Source organism: Rhodococcus sp. AC861 (assembly GCF_979256035.1).
In genome coordinates this window covers 388,342-408,401 of the sequence record NZ_CEEDMW010000002.1, presented here as the reverse complement: position 1 = coordinate 408,401, position 20,060 = coordinate 388,342, and the positions used below count along the sequence as shown (strand labels likewise).

Sequence of the window (20,060 nt, the reverse complement as noted above, 5' to 3'; positions counted from 1 at the left end):
GTAGGTCAGAACAGCGACTTGGGCCGCACCGCATTCGCCAGATCGACCAGCGCGAAGCGGTGCGACCGGGTGCGCGCCGTGCGGGCGAGCGATCTCAGGGCTGCTTCCGCTCCGGTCCGCAGACCGTCCCGCGTGAACGGGAGTCCGAGTATCGGCGCGGACGACTCCGGCGTGTGCCCCGCCTCCATCCACTCCAGCGCGGTGCCCAGCACGACCGTACGCAGTTGCAGCGCACGGGGTTCGCGGGCAGGAAGCGCCTCGACGCGCCGGGCGGCCTCGTAGAGTGCGCCCTCGTCGGTCTCGGCTGCGGGCCCGGACAGCAACGTCAGCACGCTGGTCATCCTGGCCATCGAGAAGTGCCGCGACGTGGGGGGAACCAGATCGAGCGTCAAGATCGCGTCGAGCAGAGCGCCGCGCTCGGTCAGGCGCCGGGCGAGGCCGAATGCCGCGCTCACGATGCTCCGATCGGTACGCCAGACCGTGGTGTACATGGTCTCGGCGAGTGCGCACCAGGTGGTGTGGTCATCGTCGGACGTCTGTTGCGCGAGGAGTTCCGCGGTGGCGGCGAGCGCCAGCTTCGGGCCGATCTCCCCGGGCATCGCGGAGAGCACCGAGTCGAAACGCTCCGCGGCGTCGACGAAGTTCCGGCACAGCAGAGCGGTGGTGCCGCGATGCCAGTCGACGCGCCAGTTGCCCGTCACGTCATCCAGTCTGCGGAGCACCTCGGACGCCGAATCGCCCTCTCCCAGGTCGAGATACGCGCGGGTCTCGGTCAGGACGGCCTCGACGGATCCCATCGTGTCCTCGCCCACGACACGGTCGAGTCCGTTCTCCCGTGCGAGTCGGAGCGAGTCGAGAGTCTGGTGCGGTTCGCTGTGCACGGCGGCGGCGATGAGGTGCGCACTGGGGTCGGACGTGTCCAGGAGCGGCACGGGCAGCGCCGCGACGACGTCGCGAGGGTTGAGCCGTGCGACACGGTGCCGGCCGTCGATGTAGACATCCGTGACCGCCACCTGCTCGTCGGTTCCGAACGTCGTGCGCTGCGGACTGAACACCGTCGACAGCGACGGGTGTGCATTGCCGGTCTGCTGCGAGAGTGCATCGCGCAGAACACCACTGAGCTGGCTGGCGGTTTCGTCGGCACTGCGGAACCGTGCAGTCGGGTCGGCGGACGTCGCCCGTCGCAGCAGGCGGGAGTAGAACTCGTATTCCGCCAGTACCGGCGAATCCTCGGGAAGGCCGTCGACGTAGCGGCCGTGCTCGGAGGGGACATCGAGGGTCAGCACGGCCAACGTCCGACCGACGGTGAAGATGTCGGAGGCGACGGTCGGTCCTGTCCGGACGATCTCGGGCGCTTGGTATCCCGCCGTGCCGTACAGGTACCCGTAGTCCTCCAGCGCGCTCACCGCACCCAGGTCGATCAGCTTGATCTGATCCTGGGTCACCATCACGTTCTCGGGCTTGAGGTCGTTGTACGCCAACCCGATCGAATGCAGGTACGCCATGGCGGGCATGACCTCGAGCAGGTAGGCGATGGCCTCCTGCACGGGCAGCTTGGTGCGCGCAGGATTGTCGGTCATGATCTGGCGCAGCGTGCGCCCGCCGACGTACTCCATGACGATGTATCCGGTCGACCCCGCGGACTCGGCGGCGCCCTTGCGTGGTTGCTCGACGAAGTTGTAGATCTTGACGATGCCGGGGTGCGTCACTTCCGCGAGGAACTGCCGCTCGGCCATCGCCACGGCATGAGCCTCGGCATTGCCGAAGTGCAGCAACCCTTTCAGCACGACCCAGCGGTCACTGACGTTGCGGTCGATCGCCAGGTATATCCAGCCCAGCCCACCGTGCGCGATGCAGCCCTGCACCTCGTACTGGCCGGCCACCATCTCTCCGGGCTCGAGCAGCGGCGAGAAATCGAAGTGGGTTCCGCAGCGGGGGCAGTCGCCCGCCGGGTCGGCCGGGCGTCCGTCGACGCTCCGTCCTACCGGGGCGTTGCACTTCCAGCAGAACCGCTTGCTCTCGGGGACACGGGGATCCGACATGACCGCGGTCGCGGGATCGACCTCGGGAATGCGAGGGAGCTCCACCAGTCCGCCGCCGAGACGCCGCCGGGAACCGGTCCGCACCCGACGACTCGGGCGTGACGAGCGAGTCGTCGTCTCCGGGCGCAGCGACGCACGCGTGGCGTCGGTGTCCTCACGCAGCGACGCACGCGTGGCGTCGGTGTCCTCGCGCAGCGATGCACGCGTGGCGTCCAAGTCGGGTTCCGTACTCATGATCAGCGTCCGTAGACCGGGTAGGGGGCACCGGGTGAGGGCCCCAGAACGGACAGCCACCGGGCATAGATGGCGTTCCAGGTGCCGTCGTTCCGCAGGCGCTCGAGTGTCCTGTTCACCAGCTGCACCAGATCGTCGTGTCCGAGGGTGATGCCGATGCCGTAAGGCTCTGCAGCGATGGACGATCCGACGATCTCCAGATACGGGTCCTGTGTCGCCAGACCCGCCAGGATCGCGTCGTCCGTGCTGACGGCGTCGACACCACCCTGCTGCAGGATCACCAGGCAGTCCGCCCAACTGGGGACGGTGGTGATCTGTGCGCTCGGCTGCAGGCGCTGGATGCGCAGCAGGGACGTCGTGCCCGCCGCCGCGCATACTCGTCGACCACCGAGGTCGTCGACACCGCGGATCCCGGACCCCTTGACGGCCAGCACCCGTTGATCCGCTTGGTAGTAGACGGTGGAGAACGTCACCCGCTCGCGTCGGGCGCACGTGATCGTCATGGTCTTGACGACGATGTCGACGTCGCCGTTCGCCAGCGCATCCAACCGCTCCGCGGACGACAGGATCCGGTACTCGAGCTTCTCGGGGTCGCCGACGAGATCGCGGGCGACCTCTCGGGCGATGTCCACGTCGAAACCCGTGATCTCACCGCTGACCGGATCACGGAAGCTGAACAGGTTGCTCCCGGTGTCCAATCCGACGATCAGTCGGCCCCTCGCACGGATGGCGTCGACGTTGGGTGCCGGAACCGGAGCTCCGTCGGGCGCGGCGTAGTTCGGGCGAAGACTCGCCCGGGGGTCCCCGCACTCGGCGGCCGGTGGGACGGGTGCGCCGGTGGTGACGCCGGCGGCGGCGCCGTCGGGAAGAGGTCGAGCGACCGTCGCGCGGTCCGGGGCCTCGGGAACCGGTGTCGCATAAGAACACCCGGTCAGCGCCACCAGTGCGAGAGCCGCCAGGGCGGCCCGGCGCATCACAGGTACTCCCGCACGCGTGACCACATGCCACCCGCCACGGCGGCGACGGCCAGCCCGCAGATGATGCCGGTACCCACGGTCAGGCCGGACAGCACGCTCGCGCCGCGCTGCACGTCGTCCCGCAACGACAGCCGAGCGGAATCGATCTCACCGACGATGCTGGAATCCAGTCGACCGAACACGTCGGTGGAATCCCCGGCGGCGCTGCCGGTCGCGATGTCGACGGCGGTGTCGAAGTCACCCACATCCAGCGCAGCGTTCATCCGGTCGTGGGACGTCGACCACAGGGACACCAGTGCGCGAGCATCGTCGAGTCGCACACTGTGTGTGTCGTCGTCGTGCGCAAGCATGTCGAGCGTGTTCGCGAGGCCGGCGACGGAATCCGCGTACTGCTGTTCGTAGTCGACGCTGCCGCCGCGCCGTGTCATGCCGATGGTCTCGTCGGCGCGAGCCTGCTGGGCCAGGATCCGGCTGGTGGTGAGCAGGTCGAGGGGCTCGGCGCCGCGGACCAACGCGCGATCGGTCGCGGTGGAGGAGATCAGACCCGCGACCAGCATCCAGCCGAGCAGCGCCACCACGCCCACGGTCGCGCCTGCGAAACCGACGTTGACGGTGCGTCGGGTGCGCCGGCTCAGGAAGACCTGCGCGGCGATCAGGACTCCGACCGAGACGGCCAACATCAGGAATGCCGACCACGGAGGGGTGGCGAACTGACGCTGGGCGTCGGACACGTCCCCCGACTTCTCCGCGTGCAGTTGCTCGGCCCAGGGAAGCACCGTCCGCTGCATGAGGGTCGACGCCTCGGCGAGGTAGGCCGACCCCACCGGGTTGCCGACGCGGTTGTTCGTCCGCGCGGTTTCGATCAGGCCCGCGTAGAGCGGGAGGTTCGTGGAGATGGTCGCGAGAAGCATCCTCGACGTGGCGTCGTCGCTCGCGAGTCCCGTCGATGCGCGGACCACCTCTCCCGCGGCCGCGCCGAGCGATTCGGTGTAGCGGCCGCGGACGTCGCCCGGCTCGAGTCCCCCGGACAGGAAGGCCGTCGCCGCGGTCGCGTCGGCGACGGAGAGCTGGACGTAGAGATTCTGGGCAGCATCGGACAGAGGTTCGGTGCGGGCGAGGAGGAGTTCGAGAGTGCGCTGGCGATCGGAGACGGACAGCGTGGTGACCAGCGCCGTCGTCACTAGCGTCACCACGACGAGAAGGCCGACGGTGAGAAGGCGGACGGGTGTGGACCGGAGGAATTCCGATCGCTCGGAGCGGGTGTCGACAGGCGCGCGAAGAGTCAGCGCACTCGACTGCTGCGACACCAGAACCCCTTCCCCACGAGCGCCGGGCCCTACCTCACAGGAGGAACCGTGTCCGGATTCGAGCATAGGCCCACCCGCGCTCGAACACATGCCTACCTGCGCTCGGCATTCACGGCAGGAGCGGGCAGAAACGAGAAGACGAATAGGGTGGAGCGATGCGGACGGTGAACCATGCGTGGTGACGGCGACGGCTGGGTCTTCAGCAGCGACGGGAGCCGGCACTGGGGTCGGCACGGTGCGGCAGGTCTGCTGCTGCGCGCGCCGACCGGATCCGGAGAGTCGTCGGTGCTGCTGCAACACCGCGCGGCATGGAGCCATCAGGGCGGAACGTGGGCGTTACCCGGGGGTGCGCGGGATTCTCACGAGAGTGCCGAGCACGCCGCCGTGCGCGAGGCGGGCGAAGAAGCCGGCATCACCGACGACCTGCTGACCGTCCGCGCAGAACATGTCACCGCCGTCGAGGACTCCGGGTGGTCGTACACCACCGTCGTCGCCGATACGGACCACGAACTGGACACCGTGCCCAACGGGGAGAGCACCGAACTGCGCTGGGTGGCCGAGAAGGACGTCGACAGCCTGCCGCTGCATCCCGCGTTCGCGGTCAGCTGGCCGTCGCTGCGCACCGTCGCCGTGCGTGCCGTGCTGGCTCCGGACGTTTCGCTCGACCTGGGCGCGAGAACCGTGCGCCTCGACGTCGGACGCTTCGGCTGGGTCGTCGACGTCGTCGCCGCGGACGATGTGGAATCGGCCGTCGCCGCGGCGCAGCACCCGACGGAGCTGCACACCGTCGTCGTCACCGCCGACGACGCGGTCCGCGGGGCCGTCTCCGCCGACGTGACGGTCCTCGCCCCCGAGTCGCTCTGACGGACGCTCAGGGCAGGAGATCGAGCAGTGCCCTCGCGGCCGCTTCGGGATCACGTGCCTGCGTGATCGCGCGGACCACGGCGATGCGGGTGGCTCCCGCGTCGAGTGCGTGCTGCACCGTCGACATCTCCACCCCGCCGATCACGAACCACGGGCGAGTCGGATGCGAGTCGGCGACCTCACGCACGACGTCTACGCCCGCCGCGGAGCGACCGGGCTTGGTCGGAGTGGCCCAGACCGGGCCCGTCGCGAAGTAGTCGACGCCGTCCTCGATGTCGGCGAGAGTGGCCTGCGACCGGTTCTGCGTGGACCGGCCGATCACGACGTCCGGGCCGACGATGCGCCGTGCGTAGTGGACGGGCAGATCGTTCTGGCCGAGGTGCAGCACGTCCGCGCCCGACGCCAGCGCGATATCGGCGCGGTCGTTCACGGCCATCAGCGCGCCGTGCCGTCGGCAGGCAGCGGAGATGACGGCGAGGGCGGCGAGCTCCTCCTTGGCCTCGAGGGCCCCGAACTTCTTCTCGCCCGCGGATCCCTTGTCTCGCAGCTGGACGATGTCGACCCCACCGGACAGTGCGGCATCGACGAACTTCGCCAGATCGCCGGTGTCCCGGCGCGCATCGGTGCAGAGGTACAGGCGGGCGGTCGCGAGCCGCTCGCGGGCAGTCATTCCCAAGGTGGTCACGAGCACGAACCTAGTACGTGGGCCGATCCGGGACGACACGCTCACCGGATAGAGTGGACGACGAACGAACACGGGAGTCCCGCTGGGGGCTGAGAGTGGGCCGCAGGCCCAGACCGTAAATACCTGACCCGGGTCATGCCGGCGGAGGAAGTGAGTTTCCGTGGAGCGATCCGTGACCGTCGTGGGCGGAGGAGTGATCGGGCTGTTCATCGCCCGGGCCGCCGCCGCGGCGCGATGGTCGGTCACCCTGCACGACCCGGTGTTCGGCGCCCGCACTATCGGCGACGGAGCGGCGAGCTGGGTCGCCGGCGGCATGCTCGCGCCCCTGTCCGAGGGGTGGCCCGGTGAGCACGATCTCCTCGCGCTGGGAGCGGAGTCGTTGCGCAGGTGGCACGACATCGATGTGGGTCCGGGCGTAATCACGTCCTCCGGTTCGGTGACCGTCGCCTTCGACGCGGCCGACGCCGCCGACCTGCGTACCGCCGCAGACTGGGTGCGCGCGCAGGGGCACGACATGACGATGCTCTCCCGCAGTGACGTCCGCGCGTTGGAACCGGCCGTGTCGCCTCGGGTGCGGGCCGGGGTGTCGGCTCCCGCCGAGATGGCCGTCGACAATCGTGCGGTGGTGTCCTTTCTGGAAGCCGAGATTCTGGCCGCGGGCGTCCGGGTGTCGCGAGAACCCGTCACCGATCTCGGGGCCGTGACGACCGAGCGGATCGTCGTGGCTGCCGGATGGGCCGCCGCGTCGCTCGTGCCGGGACTTCCCGTGCGCCCGGTGAAGGGCGAGATCCTGCGGCTCCGCGCTCGCCGTGGGTCGGCCGCTGCGCCCACCCGGACGATCCGTGCGAGCGTCAACGGACGCGCCGTCTACCTCGTTCCCCGCGGAGACGGTCTGGTCGTCGGGGCCACCCAGTACGAGCACGGCAACGACACCGCGGTCACGGTCGGCGGCGTGCGCGACCTGCTCGCCGACGCGGAGGCGGTGTTCCCCGCCATCGGCGACTACGAACTGGCGGAAGCCGCGGCGGGACTGCGACCCGGCAGCCCGGACAACATCCCGATCATCGGCTCCGTCGACGACCGTGTCGTCGTCGCTGCCGGACACGGCCGCAACGGTGTCCTCCTCGCGCCCGTCACGGCCGACGCGGTGGTCGCGGAGCTGAACGGCGCACCTCTCGCCGCGGCGCGATGCGCTCTCCCTCAACGATTCTCGATGACAGTAGGAGCACAGTCATGATTCCTGTCGGAGTCACCGTCAACGGTGCCGAGCACGTTCTGGATCCGGGAACGACGGTGCACACCATGCTGTCGAGCCTCGGTCTCCCCGACAAGGGAATCGCCGTCGCCGTCGACGGCATGGTGTTCCCGCGCGCCCGGTGGGGTGAGGAAGTCGGACGTGGATGGACCGTGGACGTGCTCACGGCGGTGCAGGGTGGCTGAACACCAGGCGTCGGATGCCCTCGAGATCGCCGGCCGCTGCTTCGGGTCCCGGCTGATCATGGGCACGGGCGGTGCCGCGAACCTGGCTGTCCTCGAAGAAGCGTTGGTGGCCTCCGGAACCGAGCTGACGACGGTCGCCCTGCGCCGCGTCGATGCGGGCGGCGGCACCGGCGTGCTGGACCTGCTGACCCGGCTCGGCATCGCACTCCTGCCCAACACTGCCGGGTGTCGCGGCAGCGCCGAGGCGGTTCTCACGGCCCGGTTGGCCCGAGAAGCGTTGGACACGAACTGGATCAAGTTGGAAGTCATCGCCGACGACCGGACACTGCTTCCCGACGCCATCGAGCTGGTGCGGGCAGCCGAGGAACTGGTCGACGACGACTTCGTGGTGCTGCCCTACACGACCGACGACCCGGTGTTGGCGCGACGACTCGAGGACGTGGGGTGCGCGGCGGTGATGCCGCTGGGTTCACCGATCGGTACGGGTCTGGGTATCGCCAACCCGCACAACATCGAGATGATCACCTCCGCCGCGGGCGTTCCGGTGGTGCTCGACGCGGGGATCGGCACCGCGAGCGATGCTGCGCTGGCCATGGAGTTGGGGTGCGACGCGGTCCTGCTCGCCACGGCCGTCACCCGGGCACGGGATCCGCGAATGATGGCCTGCGCCATGGCGAACGCCGTCGCCGGTGGACGGCAGGCTCGGCTCGCCGGGCGCATCCCGAAGCGGTTCTGGGCGCAGGCGTCCTCCCCCGACGTGGACTGACCTCGGGGGACCGCCAGGGGACGGGTCGGGGTGTACGTCATCCCTTCGGATGACCCGGGTCGAGACCCGGGGCTGATGTGCGACGGCAGTGTGCACGGGCATCGTGGTGCACATGATCGAAGTGACAGGCTTGACCAAACAGTTCGGTGCCAAGAAAGCCGTGGACGATCTGTCGTTCACGGTCCGCCCCGGCATCGTGACAGGCTTCCTCGGGCCGAACGGCGCCGGCAAGTCCACCACGATGCGGATGATTCTCGGGCTCGACCAGCCCACGTCGGGAACCGCGCTCATCGAGGGCCGGCCCTACCGTGAGCTGAAGAACCCTCTCCGGTCCGTCGGTGCGCTGCTCGATGCGAAGTGGGTGCACCCCAACCGGTCCGCCAAGGCGCACCTGCAGTGGATGGCCGCGTCGAACGGTATCTCCTCGTCCCGCGTGGACGAGGTGCTGCGGCTCGTCGGGCTGACCGAGGTGGCCAAACAGAAGGCCGGCGGGTTCTCCCTCGGTATGTCCCAGCGGCTCGGCCTCGCCGGCGCCCTGCTGGGAGATCCGAAGGTCCTCATGTTCGACGAGCCGGTCAACGGCCTCGATCCGGAGGGGATCGTCTGGATCCGGAAGTTCATGCAGCGCCTGGCATCCGAGGGCCGCACGGTCCTGGTGTCCTCGCACCTGCTGTCCGAGATGGCGCTCACCGCAGAGCAGTTGATCGTCATCGGCCGCGGCAAGCTCATTTCCGACTCGTCCGTGCAGGACTTCGTCGACCATGCATCGGAGTCCTCGGTGCGGGTCCGCAGCCCGCAGCTCGACGCGCTCCGGAGTGCGCTGACATCCGCCGGTCTCACGGTGAAGGAACCCAGCAGCCTCGACGAGGTGCACCCCGCTCTCGTGGTGTCGGAATCGACCACCGAGGCGATCGGCGAGATCGCGGCACGTCACAACATCGTCCTGCACGAGTTGGCGTCGCAGCACGGATCGCTCGAAGAAGCATTCATGAAATTGACCGGTGACGACGTGCAGTACCACGGTGCCGGTGCCGGCGACGACTCGATGGGAGGGGCACTGCGATGAGTGTGCTTGCAGCAGAACGGATCAAACTCACCTCGACCAAGTCCCCGTGGTGGTGCACGGTGATCATCGTCGTGCTCGGACTGGGTATCGGCGCCGTCATCGGCATCACCGCCAAGTCGTCCTTCTCGTCGTTCCAGAACGACGTCACCAGTGGTGAGAACCCCGGGTTCGAGCCCTTCCTGCCGACTCTGCCGGATGCCGTCGCGGGTGTCAGCGGCTTCGGCGTCCTGGTGCTCATGATCCTGGCCGCGCTGGCGATCACCAGCGAGTACCGGTTCGGCATCATCCGCACGACGTTCCAGGCAATCCCCTCTCGCGCATCGGTACTGGGTGTCAAAGCCCTCCTGATCGGTGTCTTCGGGGCAGTGCTGTCCTTCGTGCTCACTCTCGGCGCGTTCTACGTCGCCAAGGCGTTCGCAGGCCCCGATGCGGGGTCGGCTCTGGTGCTCGAGGGCGGTGAGGCGTGGCGGGCGATCTACGGTGTGCCGATCTACGCGTTCCTGTGCGTCGTGCTGGCCGTCGGTGTCGGTGCGCTGCTGCGTCAGTCGGCAGCCGCGGTAGCACTTCTCCTGCTCTGGCCCCTGCTCATCGAGTCGCTGTTCAACCTCTTCGGCAGCGTCGGGCGCGAGATCATGCCGTTCCTGCCGTTCATGAATGCGAACAACTTCCTCGGATCGCCCGGCGGGGTCGAGTACCACTGGGGTCCGTGGGGCAGTCTCGCCTACTTCGCGGCCTTCGTCGTCGTCATCTTCGGCGCGGCAGTGGTGGTGGTGAACAAGCGCGACGCATGACGGTGTTCCCCGTTAGGGTGACGTATGCGGACGAAACGGTCGACCCTGTCCCTCGCGATGTGCGCCGTCGGGGTTCTGGCCCTGGCATCGTGCAGCAGTGACACCGCAGAACCGTCCGACGAACCCGTGGCCGCACCGGTCACGGGTTCGTCGCTGTCCGAGGCCGTCTCGCTCGACGCCGTCGTCGGCCACCTGCAGAAGCTCACGGACATCGCGGATGCGAACGACGGAAACCGCGCGGCGGGAACCTCCGGATACGACGCCAGCGTCGACTACGTGGCCGGTGCGCTGCGCGATGCAGGCTTCGACGTGGAGACACCCGAGTTCCAGTTCGACAGTTACACCCTCGACTCGGTCGCGCTCCGTGCGCTCGACCGGGACGTCGAGGTCAATGCGTTCACGTACTCCCCGGCCACACCCACCGGTGGGGTGACCGGTCCGATCGTTGCGGCACCGTCGGACGAGTCGCCGGGCTGTGAAGCGTCCGACTACGACGGACTGCCGGTCACCGGCGCGGTCGTCCTGGTTCCGCGCGGTGTCTGCTCGTTCGCGCAGAAGGGGCAGATCGCGGCCGAGCGCGGTGCTGTCGCCGTCGTCGTCTCGAACAACGAGGACGGCCCGCTCGACGCCGGCACCCTGGGGTCGAAGGAGGACGCGCGCATCCCGTCGGTCGGTGTGAGCCGCGAGGACGGCGAGGCTCTGGCCGCGGCCCCCGGCCCTGCGGTGATCACCGTCGCGGCGGAAACCGAGACCACGAAGAGTCGCAACATCGTCGCGCAGACGACGACGGGGTCCACCGACGACGTCGTCATGGCGGGTGCACACCTGGATTCGGTGCCCGAGGGGCCGGGGATCAACGACAACGGCACCGGGACCGCGGCGGTTCTCGAGACGGCGTTGCAGATGGGCGGGGCGCCCGACGTCACCAACGCCGTGCGCTTCGGGTTCTGGGGCGCGGAGGAGTTGGGCCTCGTCGGGTCCACGAAGTACGTCGAGTCCCTGTCGGACGAGGACAGGAACGCGATCGCGCTCTACCTGAACTTCGACATGGTCGGGTCGAACAATGCCGGTTACCTCGTATACGACGGCGACGACTCCGACAAGACCGGGGAGCCTGCCGGCCCCGACGGATCCGACGCCATCGAGCGGGTCTTCGAGGAGACCTTGGCACCGGAAGATGCCGACGGAACCGACTTCGACGGCCGCTCGGACTACGGGCCGTTCATCGAGGTGGGCATCCCGTCGGGTGGTGTGTTCAGCGGTGCGGACGAGAACAAGACGGCGGAGCAGGCGCAGAAGTGGGGCGGGGAGGCCGATGCCCAGTTCGACCCGAACTATCACACCGCGCAGGACACGTTGGAGAACGTCGACCGCGACGCTCTGGAGATCAATGCGAAGGCCGTGGCGTACGGAATCGGCACCTACGCCGAGTCCGTGACCGGCGCGAACGGGGTTCCGGTGGGTGCGGATCGGGTCGCCGCCCGCCAACCCGAGTGACATTTACTGTCACCCCGAGTAACGACAAGATAAGGTTGCCGGGTGAATCGTGATGTCGGTGCCGCCCTCCGCAAGGTAGCCGACACCGCCCGCACCGTGAACAGAACTCCGCGTGTGGTGGAGATGGTCAGGCGTGTCCGCGGCGCTCTCCCCGGCGATCCGTCGTTCGGCGATCCGCTGTCGACGGCGGGGCCGGGAGCCGCACGCATGGTCGCGAGAGTGACCGATCGGCTGCAGAGCGACACCCCCGGCGCCTCCAAGGAGATGTCGCTCGGCGCACTCCAGGTGTGGCAGGCGCTGCTCGAGCGCACCGGCCGCGGCCGCGGCGAACGCGAGGTGACCATCGTCTTCACCGATCTGGTCGGCTTCTCCACCTGGTCGCTGGGCGCCGGCGACGCGACGACGTTGGTGCTGCTCAAGCAGGTCGCGCGGGCGGTCGAGCGGCCGATGCTGGACCGCGGTGGGCACATCGTCAAACGGCTCGGCGACGGTCTGATGGCCGTGTTCCCCAGTGCGGACAACGCCGTGCGAGCCGTGTTCGAGGCGCAGGCGGCGCTCGCGCGGGTCGACGTGAACGGTTACACCCCGCGGATGCGCGTCGGGATACACACGGGCTGTCCTCGCGCCGTCGGGTCCGACTGGCTGGGAGTCGACGTCACGGTCGCCGCGCGCGTCATGCAGACGGGCGCCGACGGCAACGTCATGATCTCGAATACCGCGATGGATCTGGTGTCGCCGCAGGTGCTCGACGCGGCGCAGTTGTCGGTGAAGCCCTATCGGCGCGGGTTGTTCTCGCCGAAGCTGACCGGGGTGCCGGAGGATCTACGCATCGTGAGACTGGTGCAGACGCCAGAGCGGTGACACCGGTCCGTGGCCGCCGCCGAGGTCGTAGGCCGCCTCCAGGGACTTCGTGACCCACTCCTTGGCGAAGGCGAACGCGTCGGGAACCGACCATCCGTGTGCCAACGCGCACGCCAGTGCGGCCGCCAGGGTGTCGCCGCCGCCGTGATCGTTTCCCGTGTCGATGCGGGGATTGGTGAACTCGAGCATCCGATCACCGTCGTAGAGCAGATCCGTGCTGTCCGACGACGACCGGAGGTGACCGCCCTTCACCACGGCCCACTGTGCTCCGAGTGCGTGCAGCGCCTCGGCTGCGGACCGTGCGGTCCGCTCGTCGACGACCTCGATGCCGGTGAGGAGCCGCACTTCGTCGAGGTTGGGCGTGACCACGGTGGCCAGAGGAATGAGCTTGCTGCGCAACGCATCCAGCGCGTCAGCGTGCAGCAGGGAGTCGCCGTGCATGGACGCCGACACCGGGTCGACCACCAGGGGTACCGCGCCGCCCCGGCCGATGCCGACCTCCCGGCACACATCCGTCACCGCGTCGATGATCCGCGTCGAGGCGAGCATGCCCGTCTTTGCCGCGCCGATCCCGATGTCGGACACCACCGTTCGGACCTGGGCGGCGACGACCTCGGGCGGGATCTCGTGAAAACCGCTGACACCGACCGTGTTCTGCACCGTGACGGCCGCGACGGCCACGCATGCGTGCAGTCCGCACAGGGCGATCGTGCGGGAATCGGCCTGGATTCCGGCGCCGCCACCGGAGTCGGTTCCGGCGATCGTGAGCACGCGGAGCGGAGTGGAGCCGGACGGTGCGAGCGGGAGCAATGTCACACGCGGAACTGTACTCGAGCCCGTTCGCAGTGACTTCGCCACATATTTGCCTGCTCCACCGGCGAAGAACGCCGACCTGTGGAATAGTGGCCTACGTCACACACCCACGTGACGCGCACGCTCGCGGCAACGAGGCTGCACGTGTATCGCCCCGTTCCACGTGTTCGCACAGAACCATGGTCGCCAGGAGAATGAATGATGCTGTCGGATGCGCCCGTCACCGATGTCACGGACAACCCCCATCAGAACCGTTTCGAGCTCAGGCTCAACGGCGACCTCGTCGGCATCGTGGGATATTTCCCGGTCGACTCCGTGGGGCGCGGGGCGCGCCGTCAACCGGTGGTCAGCTTCATGCACGCGGTGATCACCGAGGACTTCGGTCATCGAGGACTTGCGGCCATCATGGTGCGCAACTCGCTCGACGCCGCCCGCAGCTACGGCTGGAAGGTCAAGCCGGTGTGCACCTACGTCCAGCGGTTCGTCGCCGAGAATCCCGAATATCGGGACATGGTGACCTCCGACTGATCTCGACACGGTGTCGATACGGTCGCGATCACGTATCAGCTACCACTCCAGTCCCATGAGTCACAGAATCAGTGATGAACTGTTGTCATGCACAACAGTCTCGTGTCCGACGATCCGGGCCGCTCGCGGTTCGAACTGACGGTGGACGACGAACTCGTGGGCATCCTGGCCTACGAGGTCGCACCCGGAACCACCACCGTCGTGCTGCAGCACACGGTCGTCAGAGAAGAGTTCGGTGACCACGGCTGGGCTGCAGTGCTGGTCCGTGGTGCGCTCGACATCTTGCGCATCGGCAATCTGACGGTGTGGCCCGTCTGTACCTATGTCCGACGGTTCATCGGTGCCAACATCGAGTATCTCGACCTGGTCGCCGATCAGGATCCGGCGTCGCTCAGCTCCACGACGACCGGTGCGTGATCGCTCGCACCCTTCCCCTTGCGTTCCTGGCGGTCGATCGACGCATCCGTGACCAGGGCCGCGAGTGCGGGCGATCCCAGCACGAAGTCGATCCGCAGGCCTTCCTTGCGCGGGAATCGTAGCTGCGTGTAGTCCCAGTACGTGTACACCCCGGGACCCGGCGTGAACGGGCGGACCACGTCGGCGAACCCCGCGTCGACCACCGCCTGGAACGCTGCACGTTCGTCCGGTGAGGTGTGAGTGCGCCCCTCGAACAGCGCGGGGTCCCACACGTCGTCGTCGGTGGGCGCGACGTTCCAATCCCCGACCAGCGCGATGCGGGCATCGGGGTCGGCGGCCAGCCACGACCGGGCGTCGTCACGCAAGGTGGCGAGCCAGTCCAGCTTGTAGCGGTAGTGCGGATCGTCGAGCGACCGACCGTTGGGAACGTAGAGGCTCCACATCCGCACGCCCCCGCATGTCGCACCGATCGCACGTGCTTCGTCGGCCGGCGAAACCTCCGGGTCCTTGCTGAAGCCGGGCTGATTCTCGAAGCCGACCTGCACATCGTCCAAGCCCACACGGGAGGCGATGGCGACACCGTTCCACTGACTCGTCCCGACATGGGCGACCTGGTACCCGATGTCGGTGAAGCGCTGGTAGGGGAACTGCTCGTCCTTGCACTTCGTCTCCTGGATCGCCAGGACGTCGACATCCGAACGCCCCAGCCAGTCGACGATGCGATCTGCTCGGGATCGGACGGAGTTCACGTTCCACGTAGCGATGCGCACGGTGAGCGAGACTAACTCGAGGACGGACCCGGCTCCGCGTAGCGGTAGCGATGGTGCTCACCGAAGCCGAGACCGTCGTAGAGCCGCAGAGCAGCCGCGTTCGATTCCTCCACCTGGACGTACCCGTGGGTCGCGCCGTTCTCCGCACCCCACGCGCACGCCTCGGCGCAGATCCGCTGCGCCCATCCCTGCCGGCGTCGGTCGGGGTGCGTCGTCACGGCGGTGATGCCCGCCCAGCGCCTGCCGTCGGGAGCCGACGTGACGGCGACGCGGGCAGTCGCAGCATCGTCGAGCCGCAGGAACGCGGCGACCCCGTCGACCACCGAGGTCAGCAGCGGGACGCCGGCCGGAGCGTCGTAACGCGGGTGATGGGCGAGCCAGCGATCATCGGGTGTCGTCGTCGCGACGGCGTCCCTCGGGGCACGCGCGTCCGTCAGAGGGCGGGTCAGCACCACGGCTGCGTCCGTGAGCGTCCACCCGGACGGTGGCCGGAAGACTCTGTCCGGCAACGACAGTCGAGGAGTCAGGCCCCGATCTCGATACCACCGCTCGATGTCGGGAAGGGAGGCCTCGGACGCGTCGGGACGCACCGGGACGGCGGAGTTCCCACGGAGAGTGAGGCCGTCGGCCGCGCGCAGCAACCATCCGTCGAGCCAGTCCTGCTCGACGCCGGGCCACGCATGGGCGGCGGCACTCTCGAGATTCCGGATCTCCGAATTCCGGATGGGACGGGCAGCGAGTGCCTTGACGACGACGACGCGATCGCGCGGGATCGTCACCGCCTCGCCCGACTCCGGCTGCACGACCAGGCTCTCGCCCGCGGCGTCGAGTCGGCCGATGACGTCGGTGAGCGGCGGCGTCGAGCCCTCCGGCAGCCGGTAGCGCACCACTACCCGGGTGCCCGGTGCCGGATCGGCCACGTCAGTCGTCGTCGTCGTGACCGAACGGATCGGCCACGGTTCCCGGAATCCAGCTCAGCCCGGGGACGCCCCACCCCTGCTTCTTGATGGCCTTCTTGGCCGCGCGAGCATTGCGGCCGACGAGGACGTCGACGTACAGGAAGCCGTCGAGGTGGCCCACCTCGTGCTGCAACATCCGGGCGAAGAAACCGTGGCCCTCGATGTCGACGGGTTCGCCCTTGGCGTCGGTGCCCGTGACCCGGGCCCACTCGGCGCGGCCGGTCGGATGCTGCTCGCCGGGAACGGACAGGCAGCCCTCGTCGTCGTCGTCCGGGTCCGGCATCGTCTCGGGGATCGCGGACGTCTCGAGGACCGGGTTGATCACCTCGCCGCGGCGACGCGTCACCGTGCCGTCCTCTGCGTGATCGGGGCAGTCGTAGATGAACAGTCGCAGCGACTCTCCGACCTGGTTGGCAGCCAGGCCGACACCCTTGGCCGCTTCGAGCGTGTCGTACATGTCGGCGATCAACGTCTCGAGTTCCGCGGGCGACGCCGTGACGGGCTGGGTCGGGGTGTGCAGCACCGGGTCGCCGACGATGCGGATGGGGAGAATTGCCATGGTCGGTAAGGATACTGCCCACTCCCGGGCACACTTTCGTCCACTGTCGTCGGTGTCGACGCGCCGGAAGTGTCGGCGCGTCCGGGGCGTCCGTCCGTGGTTAGATTGGCGACGAACGACACGGATGTGATTCACCGCCGTGCGCGGACCTTTCGGGGTCCGGGGGAACGCGCGCGAGAACACGGCGTAGCCCGAGTATCACGCCTGCCCGCAGTACACGGCAGGTCGGGCGACACAGACGACAGGAGCGAGATGGACAGCGCTGCAGCGCGAAGTCACGGACGATCCGGCACAGGAGCCGAGGGTTCCGGAACCGACGATCCGAGTGACGGACTCTCCCGTCGGGAACACGACATTCTGTCCTTCGAGCGCCAGTGGTGGAAGTACGCCGGCGCCAAGGAAGAAGCGATCAAGGAACTGTTCGACATGTCGGCTACGCGCTACTACCAGGTGCTCAATGCACTGGTGGACAAGCCCGAGGCGCTCGCCGCGGACCCCATGTTGGTCAAGCGCCTGCGACGACTGCGGGCGAGCCGTCAGAAGGCACGTGCCGCCAGGCGCCTCGGATTCGAGATCTGACTCCGGTCGATAGGCTCGACAGCGTGAGTAACCAGACCCCGGGCAGTCCGGATCCCGACAGTCGGACACCGGAGAACTCAGGTCCGCCGCTGCGGGCGCTCGCGATGGTTCTGCTGTCCCTCGCGATCGTGTTCCTGGGGCTCGGTGCGTTCTCGCTGACCGACTCCGGTGACGAGACGGCTCCCGCGGAGGCCGCCGCGACCAGCGCCACCACCAGTTCCGCGGTCGCCGCGCCAGCAGCGACCCCTGCACCGGCGACCACCACGGCGACGCCCACCACCAGTGCCGCAGCCGCGTCCGACAGCGTCCGCGTTCTCAACAACAGCAACGTCAGCGGACTCGCGGCGGAGACCGCGCAGACACTCGAATCGGCCGGCTTCACCGTCGGGGAGACCGGCAACTACAGCAGCGGAACCATCTCGGCGTCGACGGTCTACTACGACAGTGCGGTGTCCGGACAGCAGGCCGAGGCCGAGCGGATCGGGACGGTTCTGGGTTACGAGGTGCAGCCGCGCTTCGAGGGCATCGAATCCTCCGCGCCCGGCATCATCGTCATCGTCACGCAGTAGCTCCCCGACCGACGGACCTGCCGACACCGTTGACTAGAGTCGATTCCACACACGTCCCACCTGTCAAGGAGACCTCCACCATGGCCAGCTCGAAGCGCAGCCGAGTCGCCCGTCGCCACCTCGTGGTGGCTCCTCTCGCCGCCGTCGCCGTGTTCGGCCTGGTGGCCTGCAGCAACGGCGAGGAGGCCAGCGACGTCGCCGGCACCACCCCGCCCGTGTTCACCAGCTCCGCCGCCCCGGAGGGCATGGAAAGCCACGGCGGCGAGTCGCACAGCGAAGAGGGCAGTGCGTCGGGCGCGAGCGCCGAGGGCGGCGAGGTCGCCATGACGGGCGATCTGCGCGACCCCGAGGGTGCCACCGTCGGAACGGTGTCCTTCTCCGAGGTCGACGGCCACCTGTCCGTCACCGTCGAGGCAGAGGGCCTGACCCCCGGCTTCCACGGCCTCCACATGCATCAGAACCCGGTGTGCGAGCCGAACTCGGTGGCACCCACCGGCGGCGAGCCCGGCAACTTCCTGTCCGCGGGCGGCCACCTCCAGGTGAACGGCAACACCGGACACCCGGCCAGCGGCGACCTGACGTCGCTGCAGGTCCGTGAGGACGGCACCGCCGACCTCACCACCACCACGGACTCGGTCACCCTGGACGACCTGAGCGGCGGCGTCGCCGTCATCGTGCACGCCGGCGCCGACAACTTCGCCAATATCCCCAACCGCTACACGCTCCCCGACGGTGCCGCAGTGCCCGACGCCACCACGCTCAGCACCGGTGACGCAGGCGGCCGCGTTGCCTGCGCCGTCGTCGAGTCCGAGTAGAGCAGGACCGTCGCTCTGACATCGCCCCGCGACACCCGGGTTCCGTTCGCCGGGTCGGAGCGTCCGACCATCGGCGTCGAGTGGGAGATCGCGCTCGTCGACAGGACGACACGCGACCTCTCCAACACCGCTTCCGAAGTCATGGAGGGGGTGGTCGAGCTCGCCGGTGGTGCGACACCGAGGGTGACCAAGGAACTGCTGCGCAACACCGTCGAACTGGTCACCGACATCTGCGACACCGTCGGCGAAGCGATGGACGATCTGGGCGAATCGCTCGATCTCGTTCGGCGAGCGGCAGATCCGTTGGGCGTCGACCTGTTCTGTGCCGGCACGCACCCGTTCGCGGAGTGGTCGTCGCAGCAACTCACCGCCGCGCCTCACTACGACGAGCTCATCGAGCGCACCCAGTGGTGGGGGCGTCAGATGCTGATCTGGGGAGTGCACGTCCACGTCGGACTGCGCTCTGCCGACCGTGTCTTCCCGATCCTCAACTCGATCCTCTTGCAGTACCCGCACCTGTTGGCTCTGTCGGCGTCGTCGCCCATGTGGGCGGGCTCCGATACCGGGTATGCCAGCAACCGCGCCTTGATGTTCCAGCAGCTGCCGACGGCCGGACTGCCGTTCCAGTTCGAGGAATGGTCGCAGTTCGAGGGTTTCGTGCACGACCAGATGAAGACCGGCGTCATCTCTCAGCTCGGGGGCATGCACTGGGACATCCGGCCGGTACCTCGGCTGGGGACCATCGAGATCCGCGTGTGCGACGGCGTGTCCACCAAACGCGAACTCGGCGCTCTGGTCGCGCTCATCCACTGCCTGGTCGTCTACCTCGACGAGCGCCTCGACGCCGGCGAGACGCTGCACACCATCCCGCCCTGGCACGTGCAGGAGAACAAGTGGCGCGCAGCGCGATACGGCCTCGACGCCGAGATCGTGCTCGACGCGGACAGCAACGAGCGGTTGATGACCGAGGACCTGAACGACCTGCTCGAGAAGCTCACCCCGATCGCCGTGCGACTCGGATGCTCCGACGAGCTGGCGAGCGTCGCGGACATCCCGCGCAAGGGAGCGTCGTATCAACGCCAGCGTGAGGTGGCCCGGACGTCGGGCGGCGACCTGGTGGCCGTCGTCGACTCTCTGATCGCCGAACTGGCCTGACGTTCAGTCGTTGCGCTCGTCCTCGCGGAGGTCGTCGATCATGAACAGGTCGTCGCGGCTGCTCTGCTCCCGGTAGGCGACCTGGCCGACGGTGTGCGCGATGATCGGCGCGGTGAGCACGGTGAAGACGCCCACCAGGAAGATCATCCAGATGTCGACGTTCCCTCGCAGGCTGATGAACGCCCCGATGAGGATCAGGATCAGCCCCACCACTTGAGGTTTCGTGGCAGCGTGCATGCGAGAAAGAGTGTCGGGGAAGCGCACGACACCGATGGCTGCTGTCAGCGCGAGGACCGATCCGAGGATTATGAACGTGCCGCTGACGATGTCCAGAACGAGTCTCACGAGTTCTCCCGCCGATCGCGT

23 protein-coding genes and 1 riboswitch are annotated in these 20,060 nt (G+C 68.3%); of the genes, 14 read left to right on the top strand and 9 right to left on the bottom strand.

The window, feature by feature from the left end; genetic code table 11:
• Nucleotides 1–5: 5 nt before the first annotated feature.
• The 3 genes from AC0IX4_RS07365 to AC0IX4_RS07355 are packed head-to-tail and all read right to left on the bottom strand — an operon-like array spanning nt 6 to nt 4,560.
• Nucleotides 6–2,276 (bottom strand): serine/threonine-protein kinase, encoded by a 2,271-nt coding sequence (locus tag AC0IX4_RS07365; protein WP_471828542.1) that lies wholly within the window; start codon nt 2,274–2,276, stop codon nt 6–8.
• Between the two features lie 2 nt (nt 2,277–2,278).
• Entirely contained in the window at nt 2,279–3,250 is a 972-nt protein-coding gene (locus AC0IX4_RS07360; RefSeq protein ID WP_471828807.1) for a glutamate ABC transporter substrate-binding protein, read from the bottom strand.
• A complete protein-coding gene (locus tag AC0IX4_RS07355; RefSeq protein WP_200933470.1) occupies nt 3,250–4,560 on the bottom strand; it encodes a hypothetical protein in 1,311 nt (436 codons plus the stop codon). The genes AC0IX4_RS07360 and AC0IX4_RS07355 overlap by 1 nt, the downstream gene beginning before the upstream one ends.
• 171 nt (nt 4,561–4,731) lie before the next feature.
• Between AC0IX4_RS07355 and AC0IX4_RS07350 the strand changes: the two genes are divergently transcribed.
• On the top strand, nt 4,732–5,424 hold the full coding sequence (locus AC0IX4_RS07350; protein WP_471828541.1) for an NUDIX hydrolase: 693 nt from the start codon (nt 4,732–4,734) through the stop codon (nt 5,422–5,424).
• Between the two features lie 7 nt (nt 5,425–5,431).
• Here the strand turns inward: AC0IX4_RS07350 and thiE are convergent, their stop codons facing one another.
• A complete protein-coding gene (gene thiE, locus AC0IX4_RS07345) occupies nt 5,432–6,094 on the bottom strand; it encodes a thiamine phosphate synthase (RefSeq protein ID WP_042576336.1) in 663 nt (220 codons plus the stop codon).
• 75 nt (nt 6,095–6,169) lie between these two features.
• A riboswitch (TPP riboswitch) is annotated at nt 6,170–6,276 on the top strand.
• On the opposite strand from thiE, the gene thiO reads away from it, so the two are divergent.
• The 7 genes from thiO to AC0IX4_RS07310 all read left to right on the top strand — a co-directional run bounded on the left by thiO (nt 6,270) and on the right by AC0IX4_RS07310 (nt 12,530).
• On the top strand, nt 6,270–7,346 hold the full coding sequence (thiO, locus tag AC0IX4_RS07340; protein ID WP_471828540.1) for a glycine oxidase ThiO: 1,077 nt from the start codon (nt 6,270–6,272) through the stop codon (nt 7,344–7,346). Its footprint overlaps the riboswitch before it by 7 nt.
• The gene (gene thiS / locus AC0IX4_RS07335; RefSeq protein WP_471828539.1) at nt 7,343–7,549 is read left to right on the top strand and encodes a sulfur carrier protein ThiS; all 207 of its coding nucleotides are present in this window, start codon (nt 7,343–7,345) and stop codon (nt 7,547–7,549) included. The genes thiO and thiS overlap by 4 nt, the downstream gene beginning before the upstream one ends.
• Nucleotides 7,542–8,315: a thiazole synthase gene (gene thiG, locus AC0IX4_RS07330; protein ID WP_471828538.1), complete on the top strand. Its 774-nt coding sequence runs from the start codon at nt 7,542–7,544 to the stop codon at nt 8,313–8,315. Before thiS ends, thiG begins: the two co-directional genes overlap by 8 nt.
• A 112-nt stretch (nt 8,316–8,427) precedes the next feature.
• The gene (locus AC0IX4_RS07325) at nt 8,428–9,381 is read left to right on the top strand and encodes an ABC transporter ATP-binding protein (RefSeq protein WP_042576335.1); all 954 of its coding nucleotides are present in this window, start codon (nt 8,428–8,430) and stop codon (nt 9,379–9,381) included.
• Nucleotides 9,378–10,172, top strand: a complete 795-nt coding sequence (locus AC0IX4_RS07320; RefSeq protein ID WP_042576112.1) for an ABC transporter permease — start codon at nt 9,378–9,380, stop codon at nt 10,170–10,172. Before AC0IX4_RS07325 ends, AC0IX4_RS07320 begins: the two co-directional genes overlap by 4 nt.
• Nucleotides 10,173–10,196: 24 nt before the next feature.
• Complete coding sequence (locus AC0IX4_RS07315; RefSeq protein ID WP_471828537.1) at nt 10,197–11,669, top strand: M28 family peptidase; 1,473 nt, start codon at nt 10,197–10,199, stop codon at nt 11,667–11,669.
• A gap of 123 nt (nt 11,670–11,792) precedes the next feature.
• The gene (locus AC0IX4_RS07310) at nt 11,793–12,530 is read left to right on the top strand and encodes an adenylate/guanylate cyclase domain-containing protein (protein WP_471828806.1); all 738 of its coding nucleotides are present in this window, start codon (nt 11,793–11,795) and stop codon (nt 12,528–12,530) included.
• On the opposite strand, the gene thiD is transcribed toward AC0IX4_RS07310, so the two are convergent.
• Complete coding sequence (thiD, locus tag AC0IX4_RS07305) at nt 12,492–13,346, bottom strand: bifunctional hydroxymethylpyrimidine kinase/phosphomethylpyrimidine kinase (protein WP_471828536.1); 855 nt, start codon at nt 13,344–13,346, stop codon at nt 12,492–12,494. The genes AC0IX4_RS07310 and thiD overlap by 39 nt on opposite strands.
• Before the next feature lie 198 nt (nt 13,347–13,544).
• Between thiD and AC0IX4_RS07300 the strand changes: the two genes are divergently transcribed.
• Entirely contained in the window at nt 13,545–13,871 is a 327-nt protein-coding gene (locus AC0IX4_RS07300; protein ID WP_042576334.1) for a GNAT family N-acetyltransferase, read from the top strand.
• 87 nt (nt 13,872–13,958) lie between these two features.
• Nucleotides 13,959–14,288: a GNAT family N-acetyltransferase gene (locus tag AC0IX4_RS07295; protein ID WP_471828535.1), complete on the top strand. Its 330-nt coding sequence runs from the start codon at nt 13,959–13,961 to the stop codon at nt 14,286–14,288.
• Here the strand turns inward: AC0IX4_RS07295 and AC0IX4_RS07290 are convergent.
• From AC0IX4_RS07290 to AC0IX4_RS07280, 3 genes are read right to left on the bottom strand one after another with little or no spacing between them, the layout of a single operon-like run.
• Nucleotides 14,246–15,058: an exodeoxyribonuclease III gene (locus AC0IX4_RS07290; RefSeq protein WP_471828534.1), complete on the bottom strand. Its 813-nt coding sequence runs from the start codon at nt 15,056–15,058 to the stop codon at nt 14,246–14,248. The genes AC0IX4_RS07295 and AC0IX4_RS07290 overlap by 43 nt on opposite strands.
• 11 nt (nt 15,059–15,069) lie before the next feature.
• Nucleotides 15,070–15,978, bottom strand: a complete 909-nt coding sequence (locus AC0IX4_RS07285) for an N-acetylglutamate synthase, CG3035 family (RefSeq protein WP_471828533.1) — start codon at nt 15,976–15,978, stop codon at nt 15,070–15,072.
• 1 nt (nt 15,979) lies between these two features.
• Entirely contained in the window at nt 15,980–16,576 is a 597-nt protein-coding gene (locus AC0IX4_RS07280; protein WP_042576105.1) for a peptide deformylase, read from the bottom strand.
• Between the two features lie 252 nt (nt 16,577–16,828).
• On the opposite strand from AC0IX4_RS07280, the gene AC0IX4_RS07275 reads away from it, so the two are divergent.
• From AC0IX4_RS07275 to AC0IX4_RS07260, 4 genes are all read left to right on the top strand, one after another.
• The gene (locus AC0IX4_RS07275; RefSeq protein WP_042576104.1) at nt 16,829–17,155 is read left to right on the top strand and encodes a DUF3263 domain-containing protein; all 327 of its coding nucleotides are present in this window, start codon (nt 16,829–16,831) and stop codon (nt 17,153–17,155) included.
• Nucleotides 17,156–17,259: 104 nt separating this feature from the next.
• Nucleotides 17,260–17,724 carry a LytR C-terminal domain-containing protein gene (locus AC0IX4_RS07270; RefSeq protein WP_042576333.1) on the top strand — a complete coding sequence of 155 codons (465 nt, stop codon included), beginning with the start codon at nt 17,260–17,262 and terminating at the stop codon, nt 17,722–17,724.
• Nucleotides 17,725–17,804: 80 nt separating this feature from the next.
• Nucleotides 17,805–18,539, top strand: a complete 735-nt coding sequence (gene sodC / locus AC0IX4_RS07265) for a superoxide dismutase[Cu-Zn] (RefSeq protein WP_042576103.1) — start codon at nt 17,805–17,807, stop codon at nt 18,537–18,539.
• Between the two features lie 15 nt (nt 18,540–18,554).
• Nucleotides 18,555–19,694 carry a glutamate--cysteine ligase gene (locus tag AC0IX4_RS07260; RefSeq protein ID WP_471828805.1) on the top strand — a complete coding sequence of 380 codons (1,140 nt, stop codon included), beginning with the start codon at nt 18,555–18,557 and terminating at the stop codon, nt 19,692–19,694.
• 3 nt (nt 19,695–19,697) lie between these two features.
• On the opposite strand, the gene mnhG is transcribed toward AC0IX4_RS07260, so the two are convergent.
• Complete coding sequence (gene mnhG, locus AC0IX4_RS07255; protein WP_042576101.1) at nt 19,698–20,039, bottom strand: monovalent cation/H(+) antiporter subunit G; 342 nt, start codon at nt 20,037–20,039, stop codon at nt 19,698–19,700.
• Nucleotides 20,040–20,060 lie beyond the last annotated feature (21 nt).